The 26715-nt window shown below is 39.3% G+C and carries 18 protein-coding genes; 13 read left to right on the forward strand and 5 right to left on the reverse strand.

The features are described 5' to 3' along the window. The first annotated feature begins 6 nt into the window (after positions 1 to 6). The 7 genes from ACPUEN_RS09715 to ACPUEN_RS09745 all read left to right on the forward strand — a co-directional run bounded on the left by ACPUEN_RS09715 (position 7) and on the right by ACPUEN_RS09745 (position 11292). The gene (locus ACPUEN_RS09715; RefSeq protein ID WP_425640105.1) at positions 7 to 1470 is read left to right on the forward strand and encodes a POTRA domain-containing protein; all 1464 of its coding nucleotides are present in this window, start codon (positions 7 to 9) and stop codon (positions 1468 to 1470) included. A gap of 84 nt (positions 1471 to 1554) precedes the next feature. Beyond that, positions 1555 to 2373 (forward strand): hypothetical protein, encoded by an 819-nt coding sequence (locus ACPUEN_RS09720; protein WP_425640106.1) that lies wholly within the window; start codon positions 1555 to 1557, stop codon positions 2371 to 2373. Then, positions 2373 to 4475 carry a ComEA family DNA-binding protein gene (locus ACPUEN_RS09725; protein ID WP_425640107.1) on the forward strand — a complete coding sequence of 701 codons (2103 nt, stop codon included), beginning with the start codon at positions 2373 to 2375 and terminating at the stop codon, positions 4473 to 4475. Before ACPUEN_RS09720 ends, ACPUEN_RS09725 begins: the two co-directional genes overlap by 1 nt. A 65-nt stretch (positions 4476 to 4540) precedes the next feature. Next, positions 4541 to 6967: a zinc-dependent metalloprotease gene (locus ACPUEN_RS09730; protein WP_425640108.1), complete on the forward strand. Its 2427-nt coding sequence runs from the start codon at positions 4541 to 4543 to the stop codon at positions 6965 to 6967. 189 nt (positions 6968 to 7156) lie between these two features. Beyond that, positions 7157 to 9193, forward strand: coding sequence for a M3 family metallopeptidase (locus tag ACPUEN_RS09735; protein WP_425640109.1), 2037 nt, complete (start codon positions 7157 to 7159; stop codon positions 9191 to 9193). Between the two features lie 61 nt (positions 9194 to 9254). Further along, a complete protein-coding gene (locus ACPUEN_RS09740; protein ID WP_425640110.1) occupies positions 9255 to 10373 on the forward strand; it encodes an AI-2E family transporter in 1119 nt (372 codons plus the stop codon). Then, the gene (locus ACPUEN_RS09745; protein ID WP_425640111.1) at positions 10354 to 11292 is read left to right on the forward strand and encodes a tetratricopeptide repeat protein; all 939 of its coding nucleotides are present in this window, start codon (positions 10354 to 10356) and stop codon (positions 11290 to 11292) included. The genes ACPUEN_RS09740 and ACPUEN_RS09745 overlap by 20 nt, the downstream gene beginning before the upstream one ends. Here the strand turns inward: ACPUEN_RS09745 and ACPUEN_RS09750 are convergent. Both ACPUEN_RS09750 and ACPUEN_RS09755 read right to left on the reverse strand, forming a co-directional pair. Further along, on the reverse strand, positions 11280 to 13520 hold the full coding sequence (locus ACPUEN_RS09750) for an ATP-binding protein (RefSeq protein WP_425640112.1): 2241 nt from the start codon (positions 13518 to 13520) through the stop codon (positions 11280 to 11282). The two genes, ACPUEN_RS09745 and ACPUEN_RS09750, sit on opposite strands and share 13 nt — an antisense overlap. Before the next feature lie 280 nt (positions 13521 to 13800). Next, positions 13801 to 16062: an aconitate hydratase gene (locus ACPUEN_RS09755; RefSeq protein WP_425640113.1), complete on the reverse strand. Its 2262-nt coding sequence runs from the start codon at positions 16060 to 16062 to the stop codon at positions 13801 to 13803. Between the two features lie 291 nt (positions 16063 to 16353). Here ACPUEN_RS09755 and ACPUEN_RS09760 point away from each other — a divergent pair, with 291 nt between their 5' ends. After that, entirely contained in the window at positions 16354 to 18120 is a 1767-nt protein-coding gene (locus tag ACPUEN_RS09760; RefSeq protein WP_425640114.1) for a histidine kinase N-terminal 7TM domain-containing protein, read from the forward strand. A 3-nt stretch (positions 18121 to 18123) separates the two neighbouring features. Here the strand turns inward: ACPUEN_RS09760 and ACPUEN_RS09765 are convergent, their stop codons facing one another. After that, complete coding sequence (locus ACPUEN_RS09765; RefSeq protein ID WP_425640115.1) at positions 18124 to 19128, reverse strand: acyl-CoA reductase; 1005 nt, start codon at positions 19126 to 19128, stop codon at positions 18124 to 18126. A gap of 139 nt (positions 19129 to 19267) precedes the next feature. Here ACPUEN_RS09765 and ACPUEN_RS09770 point away from each other — a divergent pair, with 139 nt between their 5' ends. From ACPUEN_RS09770 to cas6, 5 genes are all read left to right on the forward strand, one after another. Then, positions 19268 to 19615 carry a 4Fe-4S binding protein gene (locus ACPUEN_RS09770; protein WP_111612206.1) on the forward strand — a complete coding sequence of 116 codons (348 nt, stop codon included), beginning with the start codon at positions 19268 to 19270 and terminating at the stop codon, positions 19613 to 19615. A gap of 159 nt (positions 19616 to 19774) precedes the next feature. Beyond that, positions 19775 to 20098: a DUF3276 family protein gene (locus ACPUEN_RS09775; protein WP_425640116.1), complete on the forward strand. Its 324-nt coding sequence runs from the start codon at positions 19775 to 19777 to the stop codon at positions 20096 to 20098. 89 nt (positions 20099 to 20187) lie between these two features. Then, on the forward strand, positions 20188 to 21273 hold the full coding sequence (locus ACPUEN_RS09780; protein ID WP_425640117.1) for an AI-2E family transporter: 1086 nt from the start codon (positions 20188 to 20190) through the stop codon (positions 21271 to 21273). A gap of 7 nt (positions 21274 to 21280) precedes the next feature. Then, positions 21281 to 22378 carry a redox-regulated ATPase YchF gene (ychF, locus tag ACPUEN_RS09785; protein ID WP_425640119.1) on the forward strand — a complete coding sequence of 366 codons (1098 nt, stop codon included), beginning with the start codon at positions 21281 to 21283 and terminating at the stop codon, positions 22376 to 22378. Between the two features lie 97 nt (positions 22379 to 22475). Continuing rightward, entirely contained in the window at positions 22476 to 23372 is an 897-nt protein-coding gene (gene cas6, locus ACPUEN_RS09790; protein ID WP_425640121.1) for a CRISPR-associated endoribonuclease Cas6, read from the forward strand. Positions 23373 to 23407: 35 nt separating this feature from the next. Here cas6 and ACPUEN_RS09795 read toward each other — a convergent pair whose 3' ends face one another. Together ACPUEN_RS09795 and ACPUEN_RS09800 are read right to left on the reverse strand one after the other, a co-directional pair. Continuing rightward, positions 23408 to 24685 (reverse strand): DUF5103 domain-containing protein, encoded by a 1278-nt coding sequence (locus tag ACPUEN_RS09795; protein ID WP_425640123.1) that lies wholly within the window; start codon positions 24683 to 24685, stop codon positions 23408 to 23410. 40 nt (positions 24686 to 24725) lie between these two features. Then, the gene (locus tag ACPUEN_RS09800; RefSeq protein ID WP_425640125.1) at positions 24726 to 26660 is read right to left on the reverse strand and encodes an ABC-F family ATP-binding cassette domain-containing protein; all 1935 of its coding nucleotides are present in this window, start codon (positions 26658 to 26660) and stop codon (positions 24726 to 24728) included. Between the last annotated feature and the right edge of the window lie 55 nt (positions 26661 to 26715).

Genomic DNA, 26715 nt, shown 5'->3' on the forward strand with positions numbered 1-26715 from the left:
TCCCTCTTGATCCTCAAGAAACCAAATATCCTATACTTATCTATTTTGTGCTTCGCTCTATTACTAGAGTCTAGAGCTAATATTTGCTATGCACAGCAGGTTGACACCACTTTTGCTCCTAAAAGTACAAGCACTCCTGACAGCGTTCGAGTTAATAACATTTTTATAGTTGGGAATGAAAAAACAAAGAAAAGTGTAATTCTCAGAGAGTTAGATTTCACTACAGACTTCTATTACGATTGGAATACCTTTCTAGAAATACTCATTGCTGATCAAAAGAAAATCTATAATCTCAGGCTGTTTACATCAGTCGAAATAACTCCACTTTTCACTGGAGATAATGAGGTGGAAATCCTGATAACAGTGAAAGAACGATGGTATATAGTCCCTCAGGTTATTTTTCAGCTCGCCGATAGAAACTTTTCCGAGTGGTGGACCAACCAAAACAGGGATTTCTCAAGGGTAAATTATGGACTAAGAATGAGCCATAGCAACGTAGGTGGCAGGAATGAAAAGCTAAAATTCGCAGGTCAACTTGGGTTTACCAAAGCCTTAGATCTGCAATACAGCAAACCTTATATAGATAAAAATCAAAAGCATGGACTTGCTGCCCAGCTTACATTTAAGGAAAATAAGACGATCCCGATTAGATCTGCTTTCAATAAGCAAGTTTTTTATGGGAATGAAAACGAAGATATCATTAAGAAAAGCTTCGCAGCGGCCTTAAGGTACACGTACAGAAGAAGTTATTATAACTATCACTTCCTAACTTTGGGATATAGCGGTACTTGGGTCAGCGATGATGTTTTGACCGAAAACCCCAACTATTTCCAATCAGGAGATAACAGACTCCGATACATTTTTGCTACTTATACCTTTCGACACGATCGTAGAGACAATGTCTCATATGCCACTGACGGGGAATTATTGGACCTTTCCATTACAAAATATGGGATAATATACACCGAGGAACTTGATGAAGTAGAGGTGAACCTAACTGCTAATAAGTATTTCAAAATTTCTGACAAGTTTCATTTCAATACCGGTTTGACCGCAGATTGGTTTTTGAGTGCAAGCCAACCATACACTTTAGTGCGAGGGATAGGGTATAATCCAAACTTCGTACGCGGTTATGAGCTTAATGTAATTGAAGGTCAACAACTATATGTCCATAAAAACAGCTTCCGATGGAAATTCGTTGATTGGCAAATTGATATTTCGAACATGATACCATTGGAGCAATTTAATACCATCCCGATTCGACTTTACCTCAGTGCTAATTTTGATCATGGATTTGTGAAGGATAGGAATAATATCCCTGAAAACTCTCGCCTTGCAAACAAATACCTCATGGGTTATGGGACAGGAATCGATCTAATTGGCTTTTATGATTCAGTACTTCGCTTTGAATATTCTTTGAACAACAGCGGAGAAGGCAACTTCTTTTTTAACTTTTCAACACCCTTCTAATTCTTTTCCGTCAAAAAAATCTAGTTACATGAATTGATTATCAAGTTTTTAACTAAATTAGTTAAGGCTTTTTTCAATCTATTTATGAAGCAACTGATTTTTTCCTGCTTCCTGTTTTGTCTGCCTTTTATTTCAACAGCACAAACGGACCCACTTACGCAAGTACATGGCGCTAGAGGCCAGGGAATGGGTAATCTTCGTGTACATGGAATGGATACTTGGAGTTATTTCAATAATCCAGGAGGACTGGCTAAGTTGGAATCATCAGAAATCACGGCAGGCTCTGATCTTAGATTTGGGCTCAGAGAGCTAAGTTCTGCCGATCTAGTTGGTGCATGGAAAGTGAAAGCTAGAACTTTAGGATTTGGAATTTCCAGGTATGGCGGGAAGTTATTTAATCAGCAATCTCTTGGGGTAGCTTTCGCAAATCAGTTGGGAATTGTAAGTGTTGGGGGGAAATTAGAATGGTTTCAAACCCAAATTGAAGGATTTGGAAGTGGAAGCAGCTTGATTTTCAGTTTGGGTGGTATGGCTGAGCTCAGTCCTAATTTTTCTGTAGGAGCTAGCATTTCCAATCTCAGCCGATCCAAACCCTCAAAAGACTCCGAAACAAGACTTCCAACCGGTGTGAGCTTAGGTGTTTTTTACACTCCGATTTCACAGCTTCAAATTCATCTAGAAGTAGAAAAAGATATTCAGATCAAGCCAATCGTAAAAGCCGGAATTGAATATGGTATTAGAGATTGGGTATTCCTCAGAACGGGGATCAACAGCAATCCAAGCAGACTATTTTTTGGCTTGGGACTCAAATCAAAAAGCATGAGTTTGAATTATGCTTTTGGTCAAAATCAGGCACTGGGAAGTACAAATCATATGAGTTTAGGCTTTGCTTTTGAAAACTAATGAAAGCTGTCATTTTATATTTATGTATTTCGTGTTTCCTTTTCTTTAAAGCTATTGCCCAGCAGCCACCGCAAAAAGAAATAGATCTGGAATCATTTATGGAGCGGCTATTCCCCGTTCAAGATGACGATCTGGACTATGAATCCATTTATGAGGTCCTTTTGCAGCTCTATTTGAATCCGATGGATATCAACCGTGCGAATGCCGAAGTATTAACATCTAGCTATTTACTTGACCCCAACCAAATCACCAATTTGATTACCTATAGAGACAAATTTGGACCATTGATATCGCTCTATGAACTTCAGGCTATCCCTGGTTTCGATCTCAAAACGATAGCGCAAATCCTGCCATTTTTAACACTGGGAACAGGCAGTTCAAATCAAACCCAAGCTTTCTGGAAACGAGTTTTGACTGAGGAGCAGGCTTATTTTCTATTACGGCACCGTAGGACTTGGGAAACCCGCAAAGGATTTACACCAGCTGACACCAGCTCTACTGGAAAGGTTTCAAGTCGATACCTAGGAGATCCAAACGAATTATATTTAAGATTTAGAATTCAGCATGCTCGGGATTTCAGTATGGGGTTCACTCTGGATAAAGACCCCGGTGAAAAATTCAGTTGGGACGGAAAAACTGCCAGATATGGCTTCAATTTTTTATCCTTTCACTTCACGAAGTATTATGTTGGCAAATGGAAGACCATCGCTTTGGGGGATTTCCAGGCTCAGTTCGGTCAAGGATTGGTTTTTGGTGCTGGATATTCATTGGGAAAAGGTGCAGAAACTGTCCCGACTGTCCGAAGAAGCAGTGTTGGCATACTTCCCTATACAGCTGCGTTAGAGTTTGGATTTTTTCGGGGAGCAGGTGTTACTTATCAAAATGGAAGTTGGCAAAGTAGCCTGATTGCCTCTTATGCTCCTAGAGATGGCCGCGCAGCTGCAAGTATTGACACCCTGACCTCCGAAGATTTAACAATCAACTCTTTTAATCAAAGTGGCCTTCACAGAACGTCCGGCGAGCTAAGTACCAAAAATCAATTTCGGGAATTAAGTCTTGGTGGAAACTTCCAATATTCGTCCAAATCCGGCAAATTTCAAGCAGGCACAAATTACCTCTTCACACGATTTAATCATCCCTGGATTAAAGAAAAAACGCTTTACAACCAATTTGATTTTACTGGACAAAGCAACAGCGTGGGAAGTGTCTACTTGAATTACAACTGGAAAAACATTTTCCTTTTTGGCGAATCTGCTATTTCACAATCTGGCGGAAAAGGAAACGTAGCTGGGTTTATTTCCAGCCTGAGTAAGCAGGTAGATTTCTCTGTATTGTGGAGAAAATACGATACAAATTTCCACAGCTTTTACGCAAATGCCTTCGCAGAAAACACACGGCCTGCCAATGAAAATGGCGTTTATTTGGGAATCCAAATCAAGCCAATTCCTAAATGGAAGATAAATGCGTATTACGATTACTTCAGATTTCCTTGGATGAGATATCGTGTTTATGCTCCTTCCAAAGGCTATGAATGGCTCGCAAGAATTAGTTTCCAACCCAATCGAAACTTAACAGCTTTCTTTCAAATCAGAGAGGAACAAAAAGATCGAAATTTATCAGATTCAGGAGAACCTGCCCTCCCCTATCAAATCAAACCAGTAAATAAAATCAATGGACTTCTCAGCCTTGAATATCAAGTTAGCAAAGCGTTCTTTTTTAGATCCAGAATTCTTTTTAGTAGAGTGAATTTTGATGCGCAAAAGTCATCCGGGTTTATGATCCTTCAAGATGCCCAGTACAGTTTTGGTAAATTCAGACTCACAGGAAGAATCGCACTTTTTGACACGGATGATTACGATACGAGACTTTATGCATTTGAAAACAATGTATTATGGACATTCTCAATTCCCGCTTTTTCCGGACAGGGCATGCGTCACTATCTCCTTGCCCAATACCAAATCAACTCCCAGTTGACTACATATTTCCGTTTTGCCAGAACTTCCTACACCGACAGAGAAACTATAAGTTCGGGGCTTCAGGAGATTAATGGCCCAACGCAAACTGAAACCACTTTACTGATCAGATACATGCTCCACCGCTAAATTTCCATCAATGGTATTAAGAAGAATCTGCTTTTTCGATAATTTGAACTCAAACTACCACCTGTATGAAAAAACACCTACTATTACTTCTAATCACCGCCTTTTCATTAAATATTGGTTTTGCTCAAAGCCTAGATTTGACCAAAATGACCAAAAAGGACGGGTTCATTCCTTTTTACCTAGATGAAGAAAAAGGCAAAATCTACCTTGAAATTGACAAGCTTGAATGGGAATTTCTATATGTGAATTCACTGACCGCCGGTATTGGATCAAACGATATCGGACTTGATCGAGGGCAGCTTGGAGACACTCGGATTGTAGAATTTAGAAAGTCTGGAAATAAGCTTTTTATGGTTCATAAAAACTATGATTTCAGAGCCTATTCTGACAATCCTTCAGAAGTCCAATCGATCAAGGATGCTTTTGCAGAATCCATAATCTGGGGATTTGAGATCGCTCAGAAAGATGGAGATAAGTTGATCGTCGATGCTACCAATTTCTACTTACAAGATACGCACGGGGTAGCAGAAACCTTGACCAGAAGTCGTCAGGGCTCCTTCCGTACAGATGCTAGCAGGTCAGGTTTGTATTACCCTATGACTAAAAACTTCCCTCAAAACACCGAGGTAGAAATGACAATCACGCTGACAGGACAAGCCACTGGCGGTAACCTAAGGTCTGTGACACCGAGTCCAGATGCGGTGACCGTACGCCAGCGTCACTCGTTTATTGAGCTTCCTGACGACAACTATGAGCCGCGTGAATTTGATCCAAGAGCAGGATTTGGAAGTATTTCTTACATGGATTTCACTACACCGATCTCCGAGCCGATTATGAAGAGATTCATTGCTCGCCATCGATTGGAAAAGAAAGACCCTACTGCCGCCATGTCTGAGGCTGTTGAACCAATCGTTTATTACCTTGACCGAGCCACTCCTGAGCCGGTTGCGTCAGCATTGATAGAAGGTGGAAACTGGTGGAATCAAGCTTTCGAAGCTGCAGGATTTATCGATGCATTTCGAGTTGAACTGGCACCGGAAGGGATGGATCTGATGGATGTACGATACAATGTAATTCAGTGGGTTCACAGATCCACTCGGGGCTGGTCATATGGAGCTAGTGTACGGGACCCAAGGACAGGAGAGATTTTAAAGGGTCATGTCTCGCTAGGTTCACTTCGGGTGAGACAGGATTATTTGATCGCCCAGGGACTTTTGCAACCATTCGAAGAGGGAGCTCCTGCAAATCCTAAAATGCTAGAACTTGCTGTTGCCAGATTGAAGCAACTATCTGCTCATGAAATCGGGCACACGATCGGTCTGGCGCATAGCTATGCTACTTCTGCAAATAATCGTGCCTCAGTAATGGATTATCCTTATCCATTGATCACCGAGACAGCAAATGGAGAGCTAGATCTGAGCAATGCTTATGATGACAAAATCGGTGATTGGGACAAATGGGCAATCAAATATGGATATGCTGTAGTTCCAGAAGGACAAAATGAAGCTGCATTTCTCAAGAAAACCCTGGAAGACACCTATGATGCTGGGCATCAATTCATCACGGACTCTGACTCGAGAAGTCCTAGTGGAGCACACCCTACCTCTCATCTTTGGGACAACGGAGCATCCGCATCCGAGGAACTGACCAGAATGCTAAAATTGAGAGAAAATCGCATGAAGACCTTTGGGTTGAATGCCATTGAAGAAGGTCAGCCTACGGCACTAATAGAGGAAGTTTTCGTGCCACTTTATCTAATGCACAGATTCCAGATCGAAGCCACAAGTAAACTCCTCGGTGGCGTGGATTACAGGTATAAGGTAAAAGGTGATAATCAACCTAACCATGGCTGGGTGCATGCGGCTGAGCAAGAAGCTGCCTTGAACGCACTACTATTCGCCATCTCTCCAGATCAGATTCGAGTTCCTGATCATATTTTGAAATTGATTCCCCCACGTCCTTTTGGCTACGGAAGAAATAGAGAAACATTCGTATCAAGAGTAAATCCAATCTTTGATCCAATTGCGCCGGCTGAAACTGTTGTAGATTTAACGCTTGCTTTCCTGTTGGATGGAGCTAGAGTAAACCGCGTTCACCTACAACATTTACAGCAAAGTAATCTTTTTGGGCTTAATGATATGTTGACAAGTATTGAGAAGCAGATTTTCAAAAACTACACTACCGAAGACATTAACCTGGAGATAATCCTAATGACTCAAGCAAAATATGTAGATCATTTGATTGTATTAGCTAAAAATGCGGATGTCTCCAATACCATCAGAGCGATCGCCAGAGGGAGGTTAAGGCAGCTTTCTCTTAGTGGTCCCTTATTATTAGGGGCAAATACCAGAGCCCAGCACCAATCTTATTTGGCTGAAAAAATAATTGCATTTTTGGACCTACCAGAAGAACTGAATCCGCAAGAAACCTTGAAAGCTCCTGACGGTTCGCCTATAGGAATGGAATCTATGAGTTGCGACTTTGACTATTAATACTTCTACTAAAATGCACTTTGGATTAAAATTCTGAAGTGCATTTTTTCTTTAGGTGTATTTCTCCTTCGTAGCGATTACGCAATCCAACTCAAATCGGTAAATTAACCACCGAATTGATAAAAGGAGGTCATTTAATTGAACCTTCTTGGAATGCCCCTGTTTAGATAGCCAAACGATTTTAGATTTATGAATAACCCATTACTGGCAGATTTTGCCACACCATTTGATACCGCACCTTTTGATCAAATCACTCCAAACCACTTTCTTCCTGCTATAAAAGCTGCTATTGCTGAAGCAAAAGAAGATATTTCAAAGATTAAAGCTGAAGCATTACCAACTTTTGAAAATACAATTGAGGCTCTTGATGGCTCGGGAAAACGGCTGGGTATAATCGCAGGTATATTTTTCAATTTAAATTCCGCAGAAACAAACGAAGAAATCCAATTACTAGCTCGGGAAATTTCTCCGCTTTTAACTGAACATGGAAATGATATTTTACTTGATCAAGAACTTTTCCATAGAGTAGCGCAAGTTTTTGAGCAAAAAAGCCAGTTGGAATTATCACCAGAGCAAGTAACCTTGCTAGATAAAACTTATAAATCCTTTGTAAGAAATGGTGCCAAACTAAAAGGAGACAAAGCTGATCAACTACGGAAAATAGATCAGGAACTAGCTCAAAAATCGTTGAAATATGGTGAAAATCTACTGGCTGAGACAAACAAATATGTTCATTTTGTAGATCAGGAGTCTGATCTAGATGGCATACCTGATGGAATCAAGGAAGCAGCGGCGCAAATTGCCGAAGAAAAGGAGCAACCGGGTAAATGGGCCTTTACGCTTGACTATCCAAGCTATATTCCAGCGATGACTTATGCCAAAAATAGAGCATTGCGTCAGACATTATTCATGGCTAGTGGCAGCAGATGCGCAAAAGGAGATGAACTGGATAATCAGGAAATCATAAAGAATATCTTGAAGCTTCGTCATGATCGAGCGGTACTTTTAGGATATAAAAGTCATGCTGATTTCGTACTTGAGGAGCGTATGGCAAAAAGTCCAGACCAGGTAATTTCTTTTTTGGATGCATTACTAGAAAAAGCAAAGCCAAAAGCCAAATCTGAAATTAAAGAGCTGGAAGCTTTTGCAAAGGAACTTGATGGGCTCGAGGAGTTGAAGAAGTGGGATTTCGCCTATTATTCAGAGCTTCTGAAAAAAGAAAAGTATTCCCTCGATGATGAGCTTCTAAGACCCTATTTCCAATTAGAAAAAGTAATTGAAGGAGTATTCCAAACAGCCGAGAAACTCTTTGGAATTACATTCACTCCTAGAAAGGACATTCCTCTTTATCATAAAGATGTCACAGCATACGAAGTGACGGATAAGGACGGAAAATACCTTTCAGTATTCTATGCGGATTTTTTCCCTAGGCCTGGCAAAAGAAATGGAGCTTGGATGACAAGCTACAAGGGCCAAAGTATGAAAGGTGAAGTGGATGTTCGCCCGCATGTTTCTATCGTTTGCAATTTCACTAAGCCGACCAAATCAAAGCCAAGCCTGTTGACCTTCAATGAAGTGACTACTTTATTCCATGAATTTGGACATGCACTTCATGGCATGATGGCAAAAGGAAGATATGAGTCACTTTCGGGGACCAGCGTATTTTGGGATTTTGTAGAATTACCCTCTCAGATTTTCGAAAACTGGTGCTACGAAAAAGAATGCTTGGATCAATTTGCGAGGCATTATGAAACCGGTGAAAAGATCCCTGAAGAGCTAATAGAGAAAATCAAAAAAGCATCAAACTTCCAGCAAGGTTATCAAACGCTGAGACAAATAAGTTTTGCCCTTTTGGATATGGCATATCATAGCAAAGATCCAAGTGATATAATCAGCATACCTGACTTTGAGGAAAAAGTGATGAAAGCCACAGACCTACTTCATAAAGTACCTGGAACTTTGATGAGCACTTCATTTTCTCATATTTTCCAAGGAGGGTATTCTTCTGGGTATTATAGCTACAAATGGGCGGAAGTGCTGGATGCAGATGCATTCGAACTGTTCCAAGAGAAAGGCGTCTTTGACAAGGCTACAGCGGATTCTTTTGCTAAAAACATCTTGTCTGCAGGAGGAAGTGAACACCCGTCTATTCTCTATAAGAGGTTCCGAGGAAGAGAACCTGAGCAAAATGCCCTATTAAAACGAGCTGGATTGATTTCAGAATAATTTGGTTTATTTACTTTAAAGTAATTTGTAAGGACGAATTAGTATCAAAACCCAACCCTTGATGGAGATTTCAAGCAACAAACTTCCTACTTACCTCCGGGCTCTTTCAGTAATGATTTTCATTATTGTATTAGTTTTCCTCTTAATAGTTGGAAAAAGTTTGCTTGTACCCTTATTCATGGGCGGTTTTTTTGCAATATTATTTACTCCCATTGCTATTTGGCTCGAGTCAAAAAAAGTCCCTAAAATACTTGCCTGCATCATTTCACTATTAATGATGACTGCACTTGTGGGGGGCTTGTTGACATTTGTAATCAGCAATGTGGCAGAGTTCACTCAAGATTTTGATGACGTTTCAGGCCGATTGACAGAATATGCGCATGCAGTAGATGAATGGGCAATGGATAACTTTTCGTACGACACTGCTTTAGAAGAAAAAGCAAATACGGACTATTTGAAAAACCTGCTGACAGAACATAGTTCGAGTATTGGTGACTTTGCTCTAAAAACGGTGGGGTCATTAACAGGACTGGTATTGATACCCGTATTTATGTTTTTCTTTCTCCTGTACCGTAATCACCTTACCAATGTGATCATCCATATATATAAAGACAAAGATCCTGAACTGGTAAAACTGCGCATAGTTAATTTGAGGAAGGTGATTCTAAATTATATCGTGGGGGTAATAAAGGTGATGGGAATTCTGGCAATTCTAAATATTACTGCATTTTCATTACTGGGAATTAAACATGCAGTTTTCTTTGGTACACTTGGGGCGATTTTGAATATCATACCTTACGTAGGTCCATTTTTTGGAGCGATGCTTCCTATGATATATTCGTTTCTCACCAAAGACAGCCTGTTCTACCCCGCTGGAGTGCTAGTTTGTTATCAGGTTATCCAGATGATTGAAGGAAACTTTCTCACCCCAAAAATCGTGGGTGGAAATGTAAATCTGAATGCATTTATTACATTCTTAGGATTGATAGTAGGCGGTTCAATATGGGGAGTAGCTGGAATGATCTTGATCATACCGAGTATGGCAATCCTGAGAGAAATATTTGATCTAAGTGATGACACAAGACCATTTGCGCTTCTATTGGGAGAAGAAAAAGATTTAGAAAAGAGCCAAACAGACACAATTGAAGATGAAGAAGTAAATGATGATAAAAAAGATTAAGACCTTATTGCTCCTGGCACTAATTGGAATATCAATTTCATGTGATTCAGACGATACTAAAAAAGGAAGGTTCCTATTGAAGGGAAATGAAAAAATGGAGGAGAATGACCCCAAAGGAGCAATGGAATTCTACGGTGAAGCACTGGAAATAGATTCTACCTATGCCGATGCATACTATAATAAGGCGCTGGCCCACTTACGGCTAAACCAACTTTCGGAGAGTATCCAAGACCTCAGTCTAGCTGTTAAATACAAGTCTGATTATTACGAAGCTTTGTTTCAGAGGGGATTAAATTACCTTGATAATGGAGAATACTATAACGCCAGAGCAGATGCTCAAAAGCTGGTTCAACTGGATAACCAGAACTGGAAGAGCTATTTTCTAACAGGGCTAGTGGAAGAAAAGCTCACTAATTTCCCGGATGCCATGGCAGCTTTTGATCAAGCCTCCAAACTCAATCCAGAGAATTCAGATCTACTCGTAAACCAAGCAACAATACTTTATTATCAGAAGGATTATGAAGGTGCAAAAAAGGTATTGGATAGAGCAATGGCACTTAATCCACTAGAGCCAAATTTGCATAATCTGCGGTCTATGATCTTTTTTGATGAGCAAAATTATGCTGAAGCATTGGATGCTGTGGAGAAGGCTATTTCACTTGATAAAAGTCAAGCTTACTTCTACAATAATAAAGGATTATATCTTCTGTTTCTAGATCAAAAAGAGGAAGGTCTGGATCTGATAAATCAAAGCATACAAATGGATTCAAATAATCCTTTTGCATTAAGAAATAAAGGGATTTACTATGTAATGGAGGGAGATAAGATCTCGGCCTTGCAATATTTAGTGGAATTGAGCCAAAATTATCCAGAAATGGACTTAGTAGAAGAATATTTAGAAAAAGCTCAGGCGCTCTGATTTCTCTCAAGAATAACTTCCTGAATTATCTTCTGCAATTCTGAAGCATCAATAGGCTTGGCTACAAACCCATCAAAATCACATTCTTCTATTCTGTCTTTTATTTCAAGTTTGGCTGCTGCTGTTAGCGCAATAACTGGTGTTTCAGAGATTTTTTTGATAGCTAGAGTCGCTTCAAAACCATCCATTTCAGGCATTTGAATATCCATTAAAATGCAATCAAAATTAGTTTGACTTACTGCATTAACCGCTTCCACACCATTGTTTACTCGCTCGTAGGTAAAGCCCCATTTGCTGATAATTTTACCTAAAACCAACGCATTTACATCATTGTCCTCAGCCATCAAGAGGTGAAGAGCTGAATTTTGATTGGTATAACTATTAGTAAGTGAAGGTCTCTCGAGTTGCATTTCAGCAATTTCGAATTCTAATTCAAAGTAGAATTTACTTCCTTCGTTAACTACAGAATCAAGCCCAATTTCTCCTCCCATCAGATTCAATAGCTTCCTTGTGATAGAAAGGCCCAGGCCAGTTCCACCATATTTTGTACTAAAGGTTGGTCTTACTTGATCAAAATCATTGAAAATCTTATCCTGATGCTCTGGCGCGATGCCTATTCCATTATCACTTACTTCGAAATAGACTTTAGCTTTGCCATTGCTTCTATTTATCAAATTAACGGTAACCTTTACTTCTCCTTCATTTGTGAATTTGAGTGCATTAGTAATCAGATTATTTAGAATTTGAGATAGGCGGGTCTTATCTCCAGAGACTGCAATATCCAGTCCTTCGGAGAGGTTAACTTCCAATTTATTTTTACTGTCTCTTGCATGAAATGTCAAGCCTTTGATTATCTGATTTATAAAAGAGCTCAAGTGGAAAGGTGCATTTTCTATAGTTAATTTACCTGCTTCTATCTTCTGAAAGTCTAGCAAATCATTGATCATAATGATCAAATTGTCCACCGCAAAATTGATAGTATCCAACTCTGATTTTTGGTGGACTTGAGGATGATCGTGAATCAATGAATAAGTAGAGCCTGAAATCGCATTCAATGGCGTACGAAGCTCATGACTAATCATTGAAAGGAAGTCAGATTTAATCTGATTAGCCTTTTCTGCTGCCTTCCTTGATTCATCCAAGGTTGCTTCAAACTCCTTTTGGTTACTGATATCTGTCAAATATCCATACCAAACCATGTCTCCATTCTCAAGAGCTTGTGGTCTTGCAGCTCCCAAAATCCAGCGATAATCTTCAGATTTAGGGTCAGATTTGACTCTAAATTGGCATTGCCAAGGTTCTACTGTTCTTGCTGAAGCAATGGAACTCATTATGACTTGAGGCAGATCAACCGGATGCACACGAGAGATTGCTAATGAAATATCGGTGAAATTATCAAGCTCCTCAGGCTTTAACCCTAATACCTGCGCAATTCCTTTGGATAAAAATGAAAAGTTCAATTTCCCTTCCGAATCCATCACCAATTGATACAAACCTCCAGGAACTTGCTCAGTAAGATTCATCAAGAAATTGCTGCTATCCTCCAAATTCTTCTCCAGAATAACCTTCTCGGAAATATTTTTAAACGACAGCAAAACATATTGAACACCAGCAACACTGAGTTGCTTTGATGCAACCTCTAGATTCAATTGAGATCCATGGGGATCAGTAAGATTAGTAGAAAATCGATGTATTGTATGTTCAGAAACAGCATTACTCAACCAATTTTTCCATTGAAGTGGATCATCAAATAATCCTTCTACTTCACTTAGGTGGTGTAATTTTTTATCATCAGAATATCCAAAAAGGCTTAATGCTTCAGTATTCGAAAGAAATACCTCACCATCTGGCTTAAGGACTAACTGTGGGTCTGGGAACTCCAACAAAAACTTTTGATATTCCTCTTTAGTAGGTAAGCCTTGGTCTCTGACTTTTTCACCCTTATAAAATAGAAAATAGTTTGTTGAGCTATCTTGAGGAAGTTCAATATGAAAATCATACTTATTTCCATTATGACTCAGTTCTAGCGCTTCTTTGAAAATAAAACTGCTTATATCCAGCCCCAAACCGACGAGACTTCTATCTATCAACTTTTCTCCTATTTGATCTTCAAAAGCTTTATTTGAATAAAAAATAGGATACGGGAAAGTATCATCTGCAAGAAACACCATCTCTGATGACTCGTAAATAAGTTTCTTAAAGGTACTGTTGATTCCTCTTTCCTGCATTGAAATAGTGCTTACTTGGCTTGAGTTATGATCTTGATAAAACCATAATTCTTAGGGCTGATCCATTATGACGTAAACATACAGCAATTTGTATTTCGTAGCAAGCTTTTTGATTTATAAATACATTAATTGGATAATGTTTTGATGATTAGTTGGCTAAAAAAATTAATACTCCTGACCAGTATCACTTAGTTTAGTGCAAAAATTAGATTTTGCTGGAAATAGCGACACAAAAAAAGCCGTAACAGTCAAGTTACGGCTCCCACTCTATTAATATTTGTTAGGCTTTAGCTTTGATCAGGTTGAGTGCTGACCCTGCTTTAAACCATTCTATTTGTCCCTCATTGTAGGTATGATTTACCTGAATCGTATCTGAAGATCCATCAGCATGATTCAAAACCACCTGCAATTGCTTACCTGGAGCAAAAGTAGTCAAGCCGATAATATCAATTGAATCATCTTCTTGTACCAAATCGTAGTCTGAAGGATTAGCAAATGTCAATCCTAACATCCCTTGCTTTTTCAGATTAGTCTCGTGAATTCTCGCGAATGACTTTACCAAGATAGCTCGCACACCGAGGAACCTAGGCTCCATCGCAGCATGCTCCCTAGAAGAACCTTCACCATAGTTTTCATCACCCACGACGATAGAACCTATGCCATTGGCTTTATAGTCTCGCTGCGTTGCCGGTACTTCACCATATGCTCCAGTCAGCTGATTCTTCACTGAGTTTGTAGCATCGGTGTAGGCATTCACAGCACCGATAAGCATGTTATTGGAAATATTATCTAGGTGTCCTCTGAATCTCAACCATGGTCCAGCCATAGAAATATGATCTGTAGTACACTTACCTTTTGCTTTGATCAGGAGTTTAAGACCTTTCAGATCTGTACCTTCCCAAGGCTTAAATGAATCCAATAATTGAAGACGATCTGAAGTTGGGCTTACAGCAACAGTTACATTAGATCCATCCACAGCTGGCTGCTGATATCCGGCATCCTCCACTGCAAAACCTTTTGTTGGTAATTCAAGTCCGCTTGGCTCATCCAACATAACTGAAATACCCTCTTCGTTAACAAGGCTGTCGGTCATTGGATTGAAGGTCAAGTCACCCGCAATAGCCAAAGCAGTCACAATTTCCGGAGAAGCTACGAATGAGTGTGTATTTGGATTTCCATCGGCACGCTTCGCAAAGTTTCTGTTGAAAGAAGTGATAATGGAGTTTTTCTCCTGCTTTTCAGCTCCATGACGAGCCCACTGACCGATACAAGGTCCACAAGCATTCGCAAGAACAACTCCACCCATTTGACCGAAAGTATCCAAGAAACCATCTCTATCAACAGTAAATCTTACCTGCTCAGATCCGGGAGTGATTGTGTATTCAGATTTTGCTACTAGCTTTTTATCTACCGCTTGTTGCGCTAAAGATGCTGCTCGGGAAATATCTTCGTAAGAAGAGTTGGTACAAGAACCGATCAAACCAACCTCCAATTTTGCCGGCCAGTTATTTTCTTTCACAGCAGCAGCAAACTTCGAGATAGGCCAAGCCAAGTCTGGCGTAAATGGTCCATTCACATGTGGCTCCAATTCAGACAAGTTGATTTCGATTACTTCATCGAAGTAAGTTGCAGGATTAGCATAAACTTCTTCATCACCAGTAAGGTGCTCGGCGATTCCATTTGCCAATTCAGCTACATCAGCTCTCTCAGTCGAAGCTAGATAAGCAGCAGACTTTTCGTCATAACCAAAAATAGAAGTAGTCGCACCAATTTCAGCACCCATGTTACAGATAGTGCCTTTACCTGTTGCAGAAAGTGACCTAGCTCCATCTCCGAAGTATTCTACAATTGCTCCGGTTCCACCTTTCACAGTAAGTATACCTGCCACTTTCAAGATTACATCCTTCGCTGAAGTCCAGCCTGAAAGTTTACCTGTAAGTTTAACACCAATTAATTTTGGGAATTTCAGCTCCCAAGGTAGTCCAGCCATTACATCACATGCATCAGCTCCACCAACGCCGATCGCTACCATTCCTAGGCCACCTGCATTTGGTGTATGAGAATCTGTACCAATCATCATTCCGCCTGGAAATGCATAATTCTCAAGCACTACTTGATGAATAATACCCGCTCCTGGCTTCCAGAATCCTAGACCATATTTATTTGAAACAGAAGCTAAGAAGTCATAAACCTCTTTGTTTTTATCCTTTGCCTTCGTCAAATCCTTCACAGCTCCTACTTCAGCTTGAATAAGGTGATCGCAGTGTACAGTAGAAGGGACAGCTACCTGATTTTTACCAGCTTGCATAAACTGCAGCAATGCCATCTGTGCCGTTGCATCTTGCATTGCAACCCTATCTGGTTGAAAGTCAACGTAAGAAACACCTCGGCTATATGCCTGGGAAGCGGCACCTTCGCTCAAGTGTGCGTAAAGAATCTTTTCAGTCAAAGTAAGTGGACGCCCCACAGCCTTACGAGCCGCTTCGATACGTTCTGGATATCGGGCATACACTTTTTTGATCATTTCAATATCAAAAGCCATTGTATAGGGATTTTTTGTTTGGTAAAAGTTTCGATTTTATCGACCGCAAATATAGGAAGTTAGCCCAATAATAGGTAACCATTCAACCACTGTAAAGGCGCCTTTCTCCTTATTTAAAACCATTTTAGCTTCGTCCTAAATTTCTACTGAACTAGTGTTGCTAAATCTCATGTCAAAAGGTCACTGCCAAAAAGAAAAATTTATACTGAGACACCTATCAAAAAGGAAAAAAATCTCAGCCATAATTATAGGCAGATAATATTTACTTTGCAGCATCAAAAAACTACCTGAATGGAGTTTATTCTGAATCCATTTTCATTAACGCTAATAATTTCCGGATTACTTGTAGGAGCATTATCTGTTTATATCTCCTTTAAAGTGGAAGGATCTACTAGATGGATTGCGCTCACCATGCTTTGTGCGTCAATTTGGGGCTTTTTTTATGGACTCGAACTTAGCGTTACTTCCCGGGAAGCCATTCTGATTTTCATTAAACTGGAATACGTAGGGATTTCATTTATAGGGGCATTTTGGCTAATATTTAGCTTGATTTATACCAGTTTTAGACCCAAATACTATGGTATAATACTAGCTCTAGTACTAGTGATACCTATCCTGACTTATATCCTTGTTCTTACTAATGATTCTCATCAGCTTTTTTATAAATCAATTACAATTATTGAAGCCGGCGCGCTCTCAATAGCCAACATCGAAATAGGACCATGGTACATTGTGAATTTAATTTATACCTACACTTTATATTTATTAGGATATCTCATAATCTGGTGGCGATTTCGGTTTTCTGATCAGCTTTTCAAAACTCAAACTAGACTTATGTTATTAGCAGGAGTTTTCCCGATGATATTCAATCTTTTCTATCAATTTGAAATTATAATCCCACTTCAAGTTATTGATTTGACTCCATTCTCTTTTCTGTTTACCTATCTTATTTTAGGCTTTGCTATCCTAAAATACCAACTCTTCAATATTAAGCCCATCGCACATAACAAAGTAATAGAGGCAATCACCAAAGGAGTGTTATTGGTAGACGCGCAGGATAGAATAGTGGATTTCAATCCAGCGTTTTTAGCTTTTGGTATCTCAACTGAAAAGGTCAAAATCTCAATTAAAGTACAGGAAATCTTCCAGAATCAACGTGATATTCTAGCGCTAATTACCGCTGGAGTGGCAAATAGGATAGAAAGTAAAATCACTATTGACGGAAATTGGCGTTTTTTCCAGATTGAGACAATTCCGCTTTTAAACAGAAAGTCAAATAAAAATGGTCTTATAGTTCTATTTGAAGATATTACTGAGCAAAAATCAATAAACCAGACTTTAAAAAACCAAAAACTAGAACTTCAACAACTTAATGACCTTAAGGACAAATATTTCAGTATTATCTCACATGACCTTAAAGGCCCAATTTTCGGAATCAAAGAGCTAATCCACCTGACAAATTCGGGAATGGTTGCCCAAGATGAATTTATGAGTATGCTGCCGGAAGTGTCCAGAAATATGGAACAAGTAGCATTGTTGCTAGACAATCTTTTGGCTTGGTCAAGCTCTCAACTTAAAGGAGGTGAAATAGTAAAACCTCAGGAATTTGACATTCACAAAATCTTGGAGCAGCAAAAGAGCATTTTGGAACGAATAGCGAACGAAAAGCAACTTGAAATAAAAATACAGCCTCAAGCCAAATCTCTGATCTCAGCTGACAAAAATATGATTGAACTAGCAGTCAGAAACATCATGAGTAATTCGATCAAATTTTCCAAAAAGGGAGGGGAAATCAAAATCTCCACTCATGATGAATTACTGTTCGTGAAAATTTGTATTGAAGACTATGGAAAGGGAATTTCCAGTGAAAATCTTGCGAAAATAAATGAAGGAATTTCCTTCACAACGGTTGGCGAAAATAATGAGTCTGGAACTGGCCTAGGCCTCGTCTTGGTAAAAGAATATATTCAAAAGAATAATGGATCAATCGAGGTTTTCTCACAAGAGGGCAAAGGCACCAAATTCTGCATATACCTTCCTATCAGCAAACAAGAATAGCCTTTATAATTCAAGAAGAAATGCCATTGTATCTACTTCATCGGCGTATTCCCAGGGCTCAGGAGTTTGGGCAGCACCAAAAGGAACAAGACCATTTGCATTCCCAACAACACATTGAATTTTCTCTTTCAAACTATCCAATCTTTCAGCCAATTCCTCCTCACTTGAGTAAACCTCATAGTAAAGAACTGAAATGGGCGAAACTAAGTCCTCGCTTTCTTTAAGGAGTAAAAAACCATTATCTAGATGATCCTCAAGATTAACTAGATATATAGATTTATTGTAATCATAATTGTTGTGGTATTTGTGGTGTGCGCCAACCGATGCATAAACCTCCAAAGCTCCCAGCAAATCCTGAAGTTGATCTTTCTTTTTCACATAGATTTTTGAAACGTTTCTACATCCAAGACCATAATATTGGAAAATATCTTTTCCTAAATTGACATAATCTTCGCGAGTTTCATCTCCTTTCAAAACAGCAACAGAGGTCCTATTTTGGCGGATAACATGAGGGTATTTTCCAAAATAATAATTAAAGTATCGAGAAGAATTATCACTGCCAGTAGCTATATAGGCATCCATTCCTTTTAGCATATCTTCTAATCGTACTTGCGACTCAAGTCTAGGGTCAATTTCGATCAGCTTATTAAGTAGCCATTTCATCAAGACCTCATCAGATGAGCTTAGCTTAACAACTGCCTGATGACCAGCGAGGATAACACACATAAGATCATGAAACCCAACTCCAGGAATATTGCCTGCAAGCATCAATCCTATTGATTTTGGGGTTTGCACTTCGCTCAACTCATAAATTGATAGCCAAGCATCCAATTTCTCTTGAGAAAGCATAAAGGAAATACCTTGAAGCGATAACTCTACTGATTCTTTTGTAAACCAATTATTATTATTCTCCGCTCTCCACAGCAACTCATCTTTTTGCTCAAAACTTAAATTGTCGATTGTTTCACCTAGTTTGACAAATGTGGATATGCGTTCTGCTGGCTTCATACTTTGGATTTAAAGTCACAAATTTAGGCTTTTTGAAAGGAAGCAACCTTAGAATCGAATTAAATTAGTTAGTGTGACAACTTTTTTATTGCCTCACAGCTTTAAGGTTATTACTTTTGAACATTAAATAATTGAAGTTATGGCTATAATGATAACCGACGAATGCATCAACTGTGGTGCATGCGAACCAGAATGCCCAAACACTGCGATCTATGAAGGTGGCGTAGAGTGGACTTGGGGAGGCGGTACTACTTTAAATGAAGTGACATTAGAAGACGGTACTGTAATAGATGCAAATGAAAAGCAAGAACCTGTTTCGGATGAATTCTACTATATCGTGACCGATAAGTGCACCGAATGCAATGGCTTTCACGAAGAGCCACAGTGTGCGGCAGTATGTCCTGTAGATTGCTGCGTAGACGATCCTGATCACCGCGAAACTGAGGAAGAGCTATTGGCCAAAAAAGCCATGATGCACGGCGAATAAATAGATTTACAGTAGAATTTGCTTCATATTTCTAACGTTTTAGCCTAATTAGCCAGCTTAATGGATAAAAATATTAAAGGTCTGGTTTGAAATCTCGGGTCTAAATGTTTTATCTTGGATTGAATTTTATACAACCTTATACTTAAAACATAAAGAATTGTGGACGATCAAAGAGGCTATGACAGAGAGGAGATTTTCTCCAAAAAAGTAAAAGCGGGCAAAAGAACGTATTTTTTCGATGTTAAATCTACTCGCTCAAATGACTATTACCTTACTATAACTGAAAGTAAAAGAAAGGTAAATGGGGAAAATTTCACTTACGAGAAGCATAAAATCTTTCTTTACAAAGAGGATTTCTTCAAATTCGCTGAAGCACTTAATGAATCTGTTGATTACGTTAAAAACGAACTTCTTCCCGATGTAGATTTCGAGCAATATGAGAAAGAAGAGTCTGAGTATAACGATGAACTCAAGTGGGAATAAGTTGATTGGATTCATCAGATTTATAGTTTCAAAATAGAGAAATAGTATATTAGAGGAGGCAGATTTGTCTCCTTTTCTTATTTCAGAATATGCAGCGATTTTTCATTTATCTCATTTTATCCATAGCAGTTTTCTTGCTGTTTGGTTGGTATTTCTCAAACATTACACTTTACCTGATTATTTCTCTGATTCTCGCCGCACTATTGCGCCCATTGACAAATCAGTTGAATGATTTCCATTTATTAGGTCAGCATATTCCAAGATGGTCCGCCATTCTCCTATCCTACTCTGCGATAGTTCTTTTAATAGTATTGCTAAGCTTTCTGTTTTTTCCACTTATCAATAACCAAATCATCATCCTCAGTGAACTAGATCTGAACGGAATCTATGAGCAAGTACAGCTGCCGGTGAGTAGAGTCGAAGGTTTTCTTTTAAGGCATGAATTGCTGGAAGGTCAACCTGGTTATTTATTTGGCAGCTTGAAAGCGAGTATGATAGAAATGATCAAGAGTTTTGACTTTACTTCTTTTATCAGTGGAGTCATCAATACTACCAGTAGCCTTTTTATTGGCACTATAGCTATCGCTTTTATCAGCTTTTTCCTACTTCTGGAAAATGGTTTGCTTCGCAGAAATCTGCTGAATTTGATTCCGAACCCTTATTTCGAACTTTCAGTAGCGACATTTACCAAAGTAGAAAAGCTGCTCTCAAATTATCTTTCAGGACTATTATTGCAGATGCTAGCTATTTTTTCTTTAGCTAGTTTTGGTCTAACCCTTATGGGCGTGGAGTATGCTCTAACCATTGCACTTTTTGCAGCTGTGGCAAATCTAATCCCCTACGCTGGCCCATTACTAGGGGCTTTATTCGGTATTATAGTCGGTATTTCTTCTGGATCTTTTGAAACAAACACAGAATTAAATTACCTGATAATTAAAATTCTTTCTGTTTTTGGCCTAGTACAGATCACTGACAACATATTTCTACAGCCAATGATCTTTTCTAAATCTGTAAAAGCGCATCCCCTTGAAATATTTGTTGTTATCTTTGCCGGGGCAAAAATCGCCGGAGTTCTCGGGATGATCTTTGCCATACCGGTTTATACGATCTTTAGAGTATTTATTTTGGAGTTCTATAAAGGGTATAAATCTTACAGAATATTTCAAATAAAATAACAAATTAATGGCATTACAATGTGGCATTGTTGGACTTCCAAACGTAGGGAAATCCACTCTGTTTAACGCTCTCTCGAGTGCAAAAGCTGAGGCAGCTAATTTCCCTTTTTGCACGATCGAGCCAAATGTGGGTGTTGTGACCGTCCCTGACAAAAGACTTCAAATCCTTGAAGAACTTGTAAATCCAAATAGAGTCCTGCCTACTGTGATTGAATTCGTGGATATCGCTGGCCTTGTAAAAGGAGCCAGCAAAGGAGAAGGCCTAGGAAACAAATTTCTTGCAAACATCCGCGAGGTAGATGCTGTTATTCATGTAATAAGATGCTTCGACGATGAAAATATAGTCCATGTAGCTGGCGGAGTAGACCCAATATTTGACAAGGAAGTAATCGATACCGAACTTCAATTGAAGGATTTGGAATCAGTGGAAAAGAAAATCCAGAAGACCGAAAAAGTAGCTAAAGCAGGTGATGCAAAAGCCAAAAAAGAATTGGAAACTCTATTGGAATTCAAGCAAGCACTTACCAATGGCAAGAATGCCAGATCTGTAGAAGTGGAAAAAGAAGACTTGGAGGCCGTTAGGGATTTGCATTTGCTAACTATAAAGCCTGTAATCTATGTAGCCAATGTAGATGAAGAAAGTCTACAAACAGGAAACCAATATGTTGACAAACTTCGCGAAGAAGTGAAGGATGAAAATGCTGAAGTAATTGTCCTTTGCGCCGCAATAGAAGAGCAAATCGCTGAGTTTGATGACCCTGAGGAGAAAGAAATGTTTCTTGGAGAATATGGTTTGGAAGAAAGTGGGCTAAACAAATTGATCAGTGGTGCGTACTCACTACTAGACCTGATTACCTATTTCACAGCTGGTGTGCAGGAAGTTAGAGCCTGGACTATCAAAAAAGGCTGGAAAGCTCCGGCAGCAGCAGGAGTAATTCATACAGATTTTGAGAGAGGATTCATCAAAGCTGAAGTAATCAAACTAGCTGAATATCAGAAGTTCAAAACTGAAGCAGCATGTCGAGAAAATGGAAAAATCGCTATCGAGGGCAAAGAATACGTAGTTCAAGATGGCGACATTATGCATTTTAGGTTTAATGTGTAATATTTTCTCAAAAAAAATGATAATTTTGTAATTGCTTATTCACCCAATACGTTACGATTTTATCTTATTTATTGTCTCATTTTATTTTTAATTTACCGTGAGAGTTAGACTAATATTTTCCCTAAAAAACAAGGGTTCGTACCTGCCTTTTCACCACCAGTATATTCTGGCGCAATTCCTCAAAGGTCTTATTGTGAAAGGTGGAAGAGAAGAGTTTTACAACTATAACTACTTCAACTTCTCTGGTCTAAAAGGCCAGACTAAAGTTAGTAGAAGTGGATTGCACTACTATTCCAGTTTAGTAACCCTAGTATTGTCTTCCCAAAGTGAAGACTTCATGGACTATCTGCTAGAGCAGGTTTTTGCCACCCCAAAAATCGAGCTTGGTAACCTGATAATGGTCCCTGAATATACTGAAATCGAAGTAGAGCCGGTGTTGGAGACTTCAAACAAATTTGTTTGTATTTCCCCATTGGTCTTGATCACTCCAGCTTTCAATGAGGAAGCAGGTAAACGTTTCATTAGCCCGGATAGCGATGAGTTTTCCGACCTGCTTTATGAATCAACTCTTACTAGAATGGAGCGATCAGGCTGGTACACTCCCGAGCAAATGGAAACTTTCTACAAGTTTCAGGTAGTTCCAGATATGGTTTATGTAAATAAACTCAAGGAAGCTCAGAAGAAATTTGCTAGAATCTATGCCGTCTATGACATGGATGTAAAGTATGAAGTAAGAGGATACACCCTTCCAATTACCTTATACGCAGCACCTGAAGTTCAGGACTTCGTATTCAAATGTGGTTTGGGAGCATTTACCCACAAAGGTTTTGGTATGCTAGATTTGGCTAATCACCCAACTGGGCCAAGAACTACAACTTACAAATTTAAGAGAGAAGGATTTGTTCCTTACAAGCCAAGTGGCGAGCGTACACGTGAAAACGTCGCCCCACCCACCGAAGATAATAATGAAGATTCATCTTCAGAAGAATCATAAAAAAATCCCTTCCGGTTTCGGAAGGGATTTTTCTTTTAAAGTCTTCGTCTGTTCGGATGCAAGTAAATATAACCTACAAGCTGATCGTAACGTGAGCCAAGGTTCCTAAAATAAACCAGGACCTCATACTCATTTTCAGTTTCAAAATAACTGCCTTCAAAAGGCTTTGTTTCAAATTCTCCATTTCTCAAATAAGCATATTGGTAATCATACCAACCTTGTTTTACAAGGAGAGAGGTTACATAAACGCCCATTTTCGGGTCCCATTCCATTTTTGCCTCAGGGGCTTTTCCCCAATTGGTCAATGCCCCCAAAAGGTAAACAGGATCTGATGTTTCTTCTATTGCCAACCTGAAAGTCATTAGCATATATTCGCTTTCCATTTCTGGATTTCCACCCGGGCGATCCTTTGTTTCAACTATATATTGTCCATTCAAATCCAAATACTGAGAATACGCTGTCTCAGGTCTTGGTTTATTAATGTTTCCATCAGCAAATATCACATCTGTCTCTACTCGCATATTTGCGATGTTTACTCCATTTGCCCTGATGAACCTCAAGTCAACGAAGCGAAATTCATTACCAGCATCAAATGTATTACTTCCATCAAATGACTCATACCTTAATATTTTTGAACTCTCATTCATAAAAGTTGGCTTAGCCAAAAATTTCGCATTGTCCCAACGTTGATTTTGGCGAATAAGCACTTTGATCTGTCCATCAGGATTGGTCACTTCTCCAGCAGAGTAGTTTACTACAACATTTATTTGCTGGGAAGTACTTCGATCAGCTGTCTGCGATGGCGGAACAATCGATGCTCCTACTCGAAAAGTCTCCTCATAAACCATGAAGCGTTTTGTCAAAATCACATCTGACTCATCCCGTTGCCTATAAACTTTTAAAATATAATTCCCTGATTTTAAAACGCTAGGAAGTTCAAATCGGTAATGAATGTATGGGATTCGAGTATTGACAGAATATTCATAATCCTGAATATTGAACTCGTTGAAGGTGGGTGAAAAATCATTGTCCTTGAGCTGAGACTTCTGCCAATCAGCATCACAATGAATTAATTTGGCAGTATAGAGTTCTGGATCATATGCTAAATCATCAAATAGCAAAACCAACGGCTTCCCAGATCTCAGTGGAACAACTGGCGCGTCAATAGACGCATCAAAAGTCACTCCAGCAGGAAATAAACGGACTGACTGTATATGATCCTTATATACTTTATCCTCCAGTTGCTGCGCAAAAAGATGGAAAATAGCTGATATGCTTAGTAAAAAGCTAAAAAAAACAGATTTGGTCTTCATCCTGAAAAATAGGCAAAATGAAGACCAAATCTAAAATTTACTAGGAAAGGACTTCCTGTAGATTGGAAATTTTGTCAACTAACTCTTCCCATTGCTCATTTGAAGCTTTCAGCTTGGATTGAACTCCTTGGTAACTTTCCTGAACTTCCTGAGCTTCCTCTTCTCTTGAGTACAGTTCTGGATCAGCCATTTTACGCTCCAATCCTAACTTTTTCTCCTCCAGTTTCTCCACTTCTTTTTCTACCCTCTCAAGCTCTTCCTCAAGTTTTCTAAGGTCTTTTTTAGCTTGCTGAACTTCAGGATTATTTACTGGAGCCTTGGCTTTAGGCTGTTCCTTTTTCTCTGGCTTTTGTACAGTTTGTACCGGAGCTACTACAGCTTGTTTTTCACGCCAAGCTTCATACTCCGCATAAGTACCCAAGTATTCCTTGATCTCATGATTCTCTATGTACCAAATCTTATTTGCCACACCTCTGATAAAGTGTCTGTCGTGAGAAACAGTCACAAAAGTACCCTCGTACTGCTGCAATGCCTGAATCAATATATTTACCGACTGGAAATCAAGGTGGTTGGTAGGCTCATCGAGAAGCAAAAAGTTAGATTCTGAAATCAAGGTTTTGGCCAAAGCAACTCTGGATTTCTCTCCTCCAGATAATACTTTGATCTTTTTGAACACTTCTTCATTCGTAAACAAAAAACACCCCAAAACCCCACGAAGCTCCATTTCAGATTTCGCACTGCCTGCCTGCGCCATTTCCTGCAAAATCTCATTATCTAAGGTCAGAGCCTCTAACTGATGCTGCGCAAAAAACGATTTATTTACATTATAGCCTTCAGTTCTTTCACCCTGTAGATTTTTTTCGGAGCCATCGATGATTCTAAGCAAAGTTGACTTACCCTTTCCGTTTGCTCCGATCAGGGCAATTTTATCACCTCTTTCGATACGCGCGGTAGTATTTTTCAGAATTATATTATCACCATAAGCCTTCGAGATGTTATCCAAAGTGATGACATCACGCCCAGACTGCTTTGTGAATTTGAATTTGAAATTCACTGAAACCTCATCACTCACTACTTCATGTACTCGATCCAATCTATCCAGCGCCTTGATTCTAGACTGGACCTGATTGGATTTCGTCGCTTTTGCACGGAATCTCTCAATAAACTTCTCAGTCTGCTTGATCATCTGCTGTTGATTCTCATAGGCATTCTGCTGGATTTCCATTCGCTCCACTTTCTCTTCCTTATAGAAGGAATAATTTCCGGAATATAATGTCAGCGTATTACTCGCCACTTCTACGGTGCTACTGATACAGTTATCTAAAAATGTCTGATCGTGGGAAACGACTATAACAGCGCCCTCGTAGTTCTTCATGTAATTCTCCACCCATTCGATGGAAGGAAGATCCAAGTGGTTGGTAGGCTCATCGAGCATCAGCAAGGAAGGTTTCTCCAACAAAAGTTTGGCAAGCATGACACGCATCCTCCAGCCACCGGAAAACGTTCGTAGCGGTTTATTCAAATCTGCAGACTTAAAACCAATTCCTTCAAGCACTTCTTCCGCTTTGGCTTTGATCGTATAGCCTTCATTCGCTTCGAATCTTTCCTGAAGAAATGCCAACCTATTGATCATCTCATCGGAATAATCCGTTTCCATCTTTTTCAAGATTTCATCTATCTCATCTTGAAGCGCCAAAGTTTCCTTGAAAGCCGCCAAGGCCACATTCAAAATACTATCGTCAGACTGATAGGATAGCAAATCTTGGTTCAAAAAGCCAATGGTACAATCCTTTGCCTTTTGAACTTCTCCTGAACTCGGCTGATAGTCGCCGTTGATAATTTTCAAGAGCGTGGATTTACCGGTACCATTTTGACCTACAAGGCCAATTTTGTCCTTTGGTTTGATGTGCAAATTGGCGTTTTCATACAATGGACGCCCTCCGATGAAGTAAGAGAGATTGGAAATCGATAACATGGCGCAAAATTAACCATTAACCCGCTCATAACCTTTTCATTCCCAAACATTCTGA

The organism is Algoriphagus yeomjeoni (assembly GCF_049821175.1).
Taxonomy (GTDB): domain Bacteria; phylum Bacteroidota; class Bacteroidia; order Cytophagales; family Cyclobacteriaceae; genus Algoriphagus; species Algoriphagus yeomjeoni_A.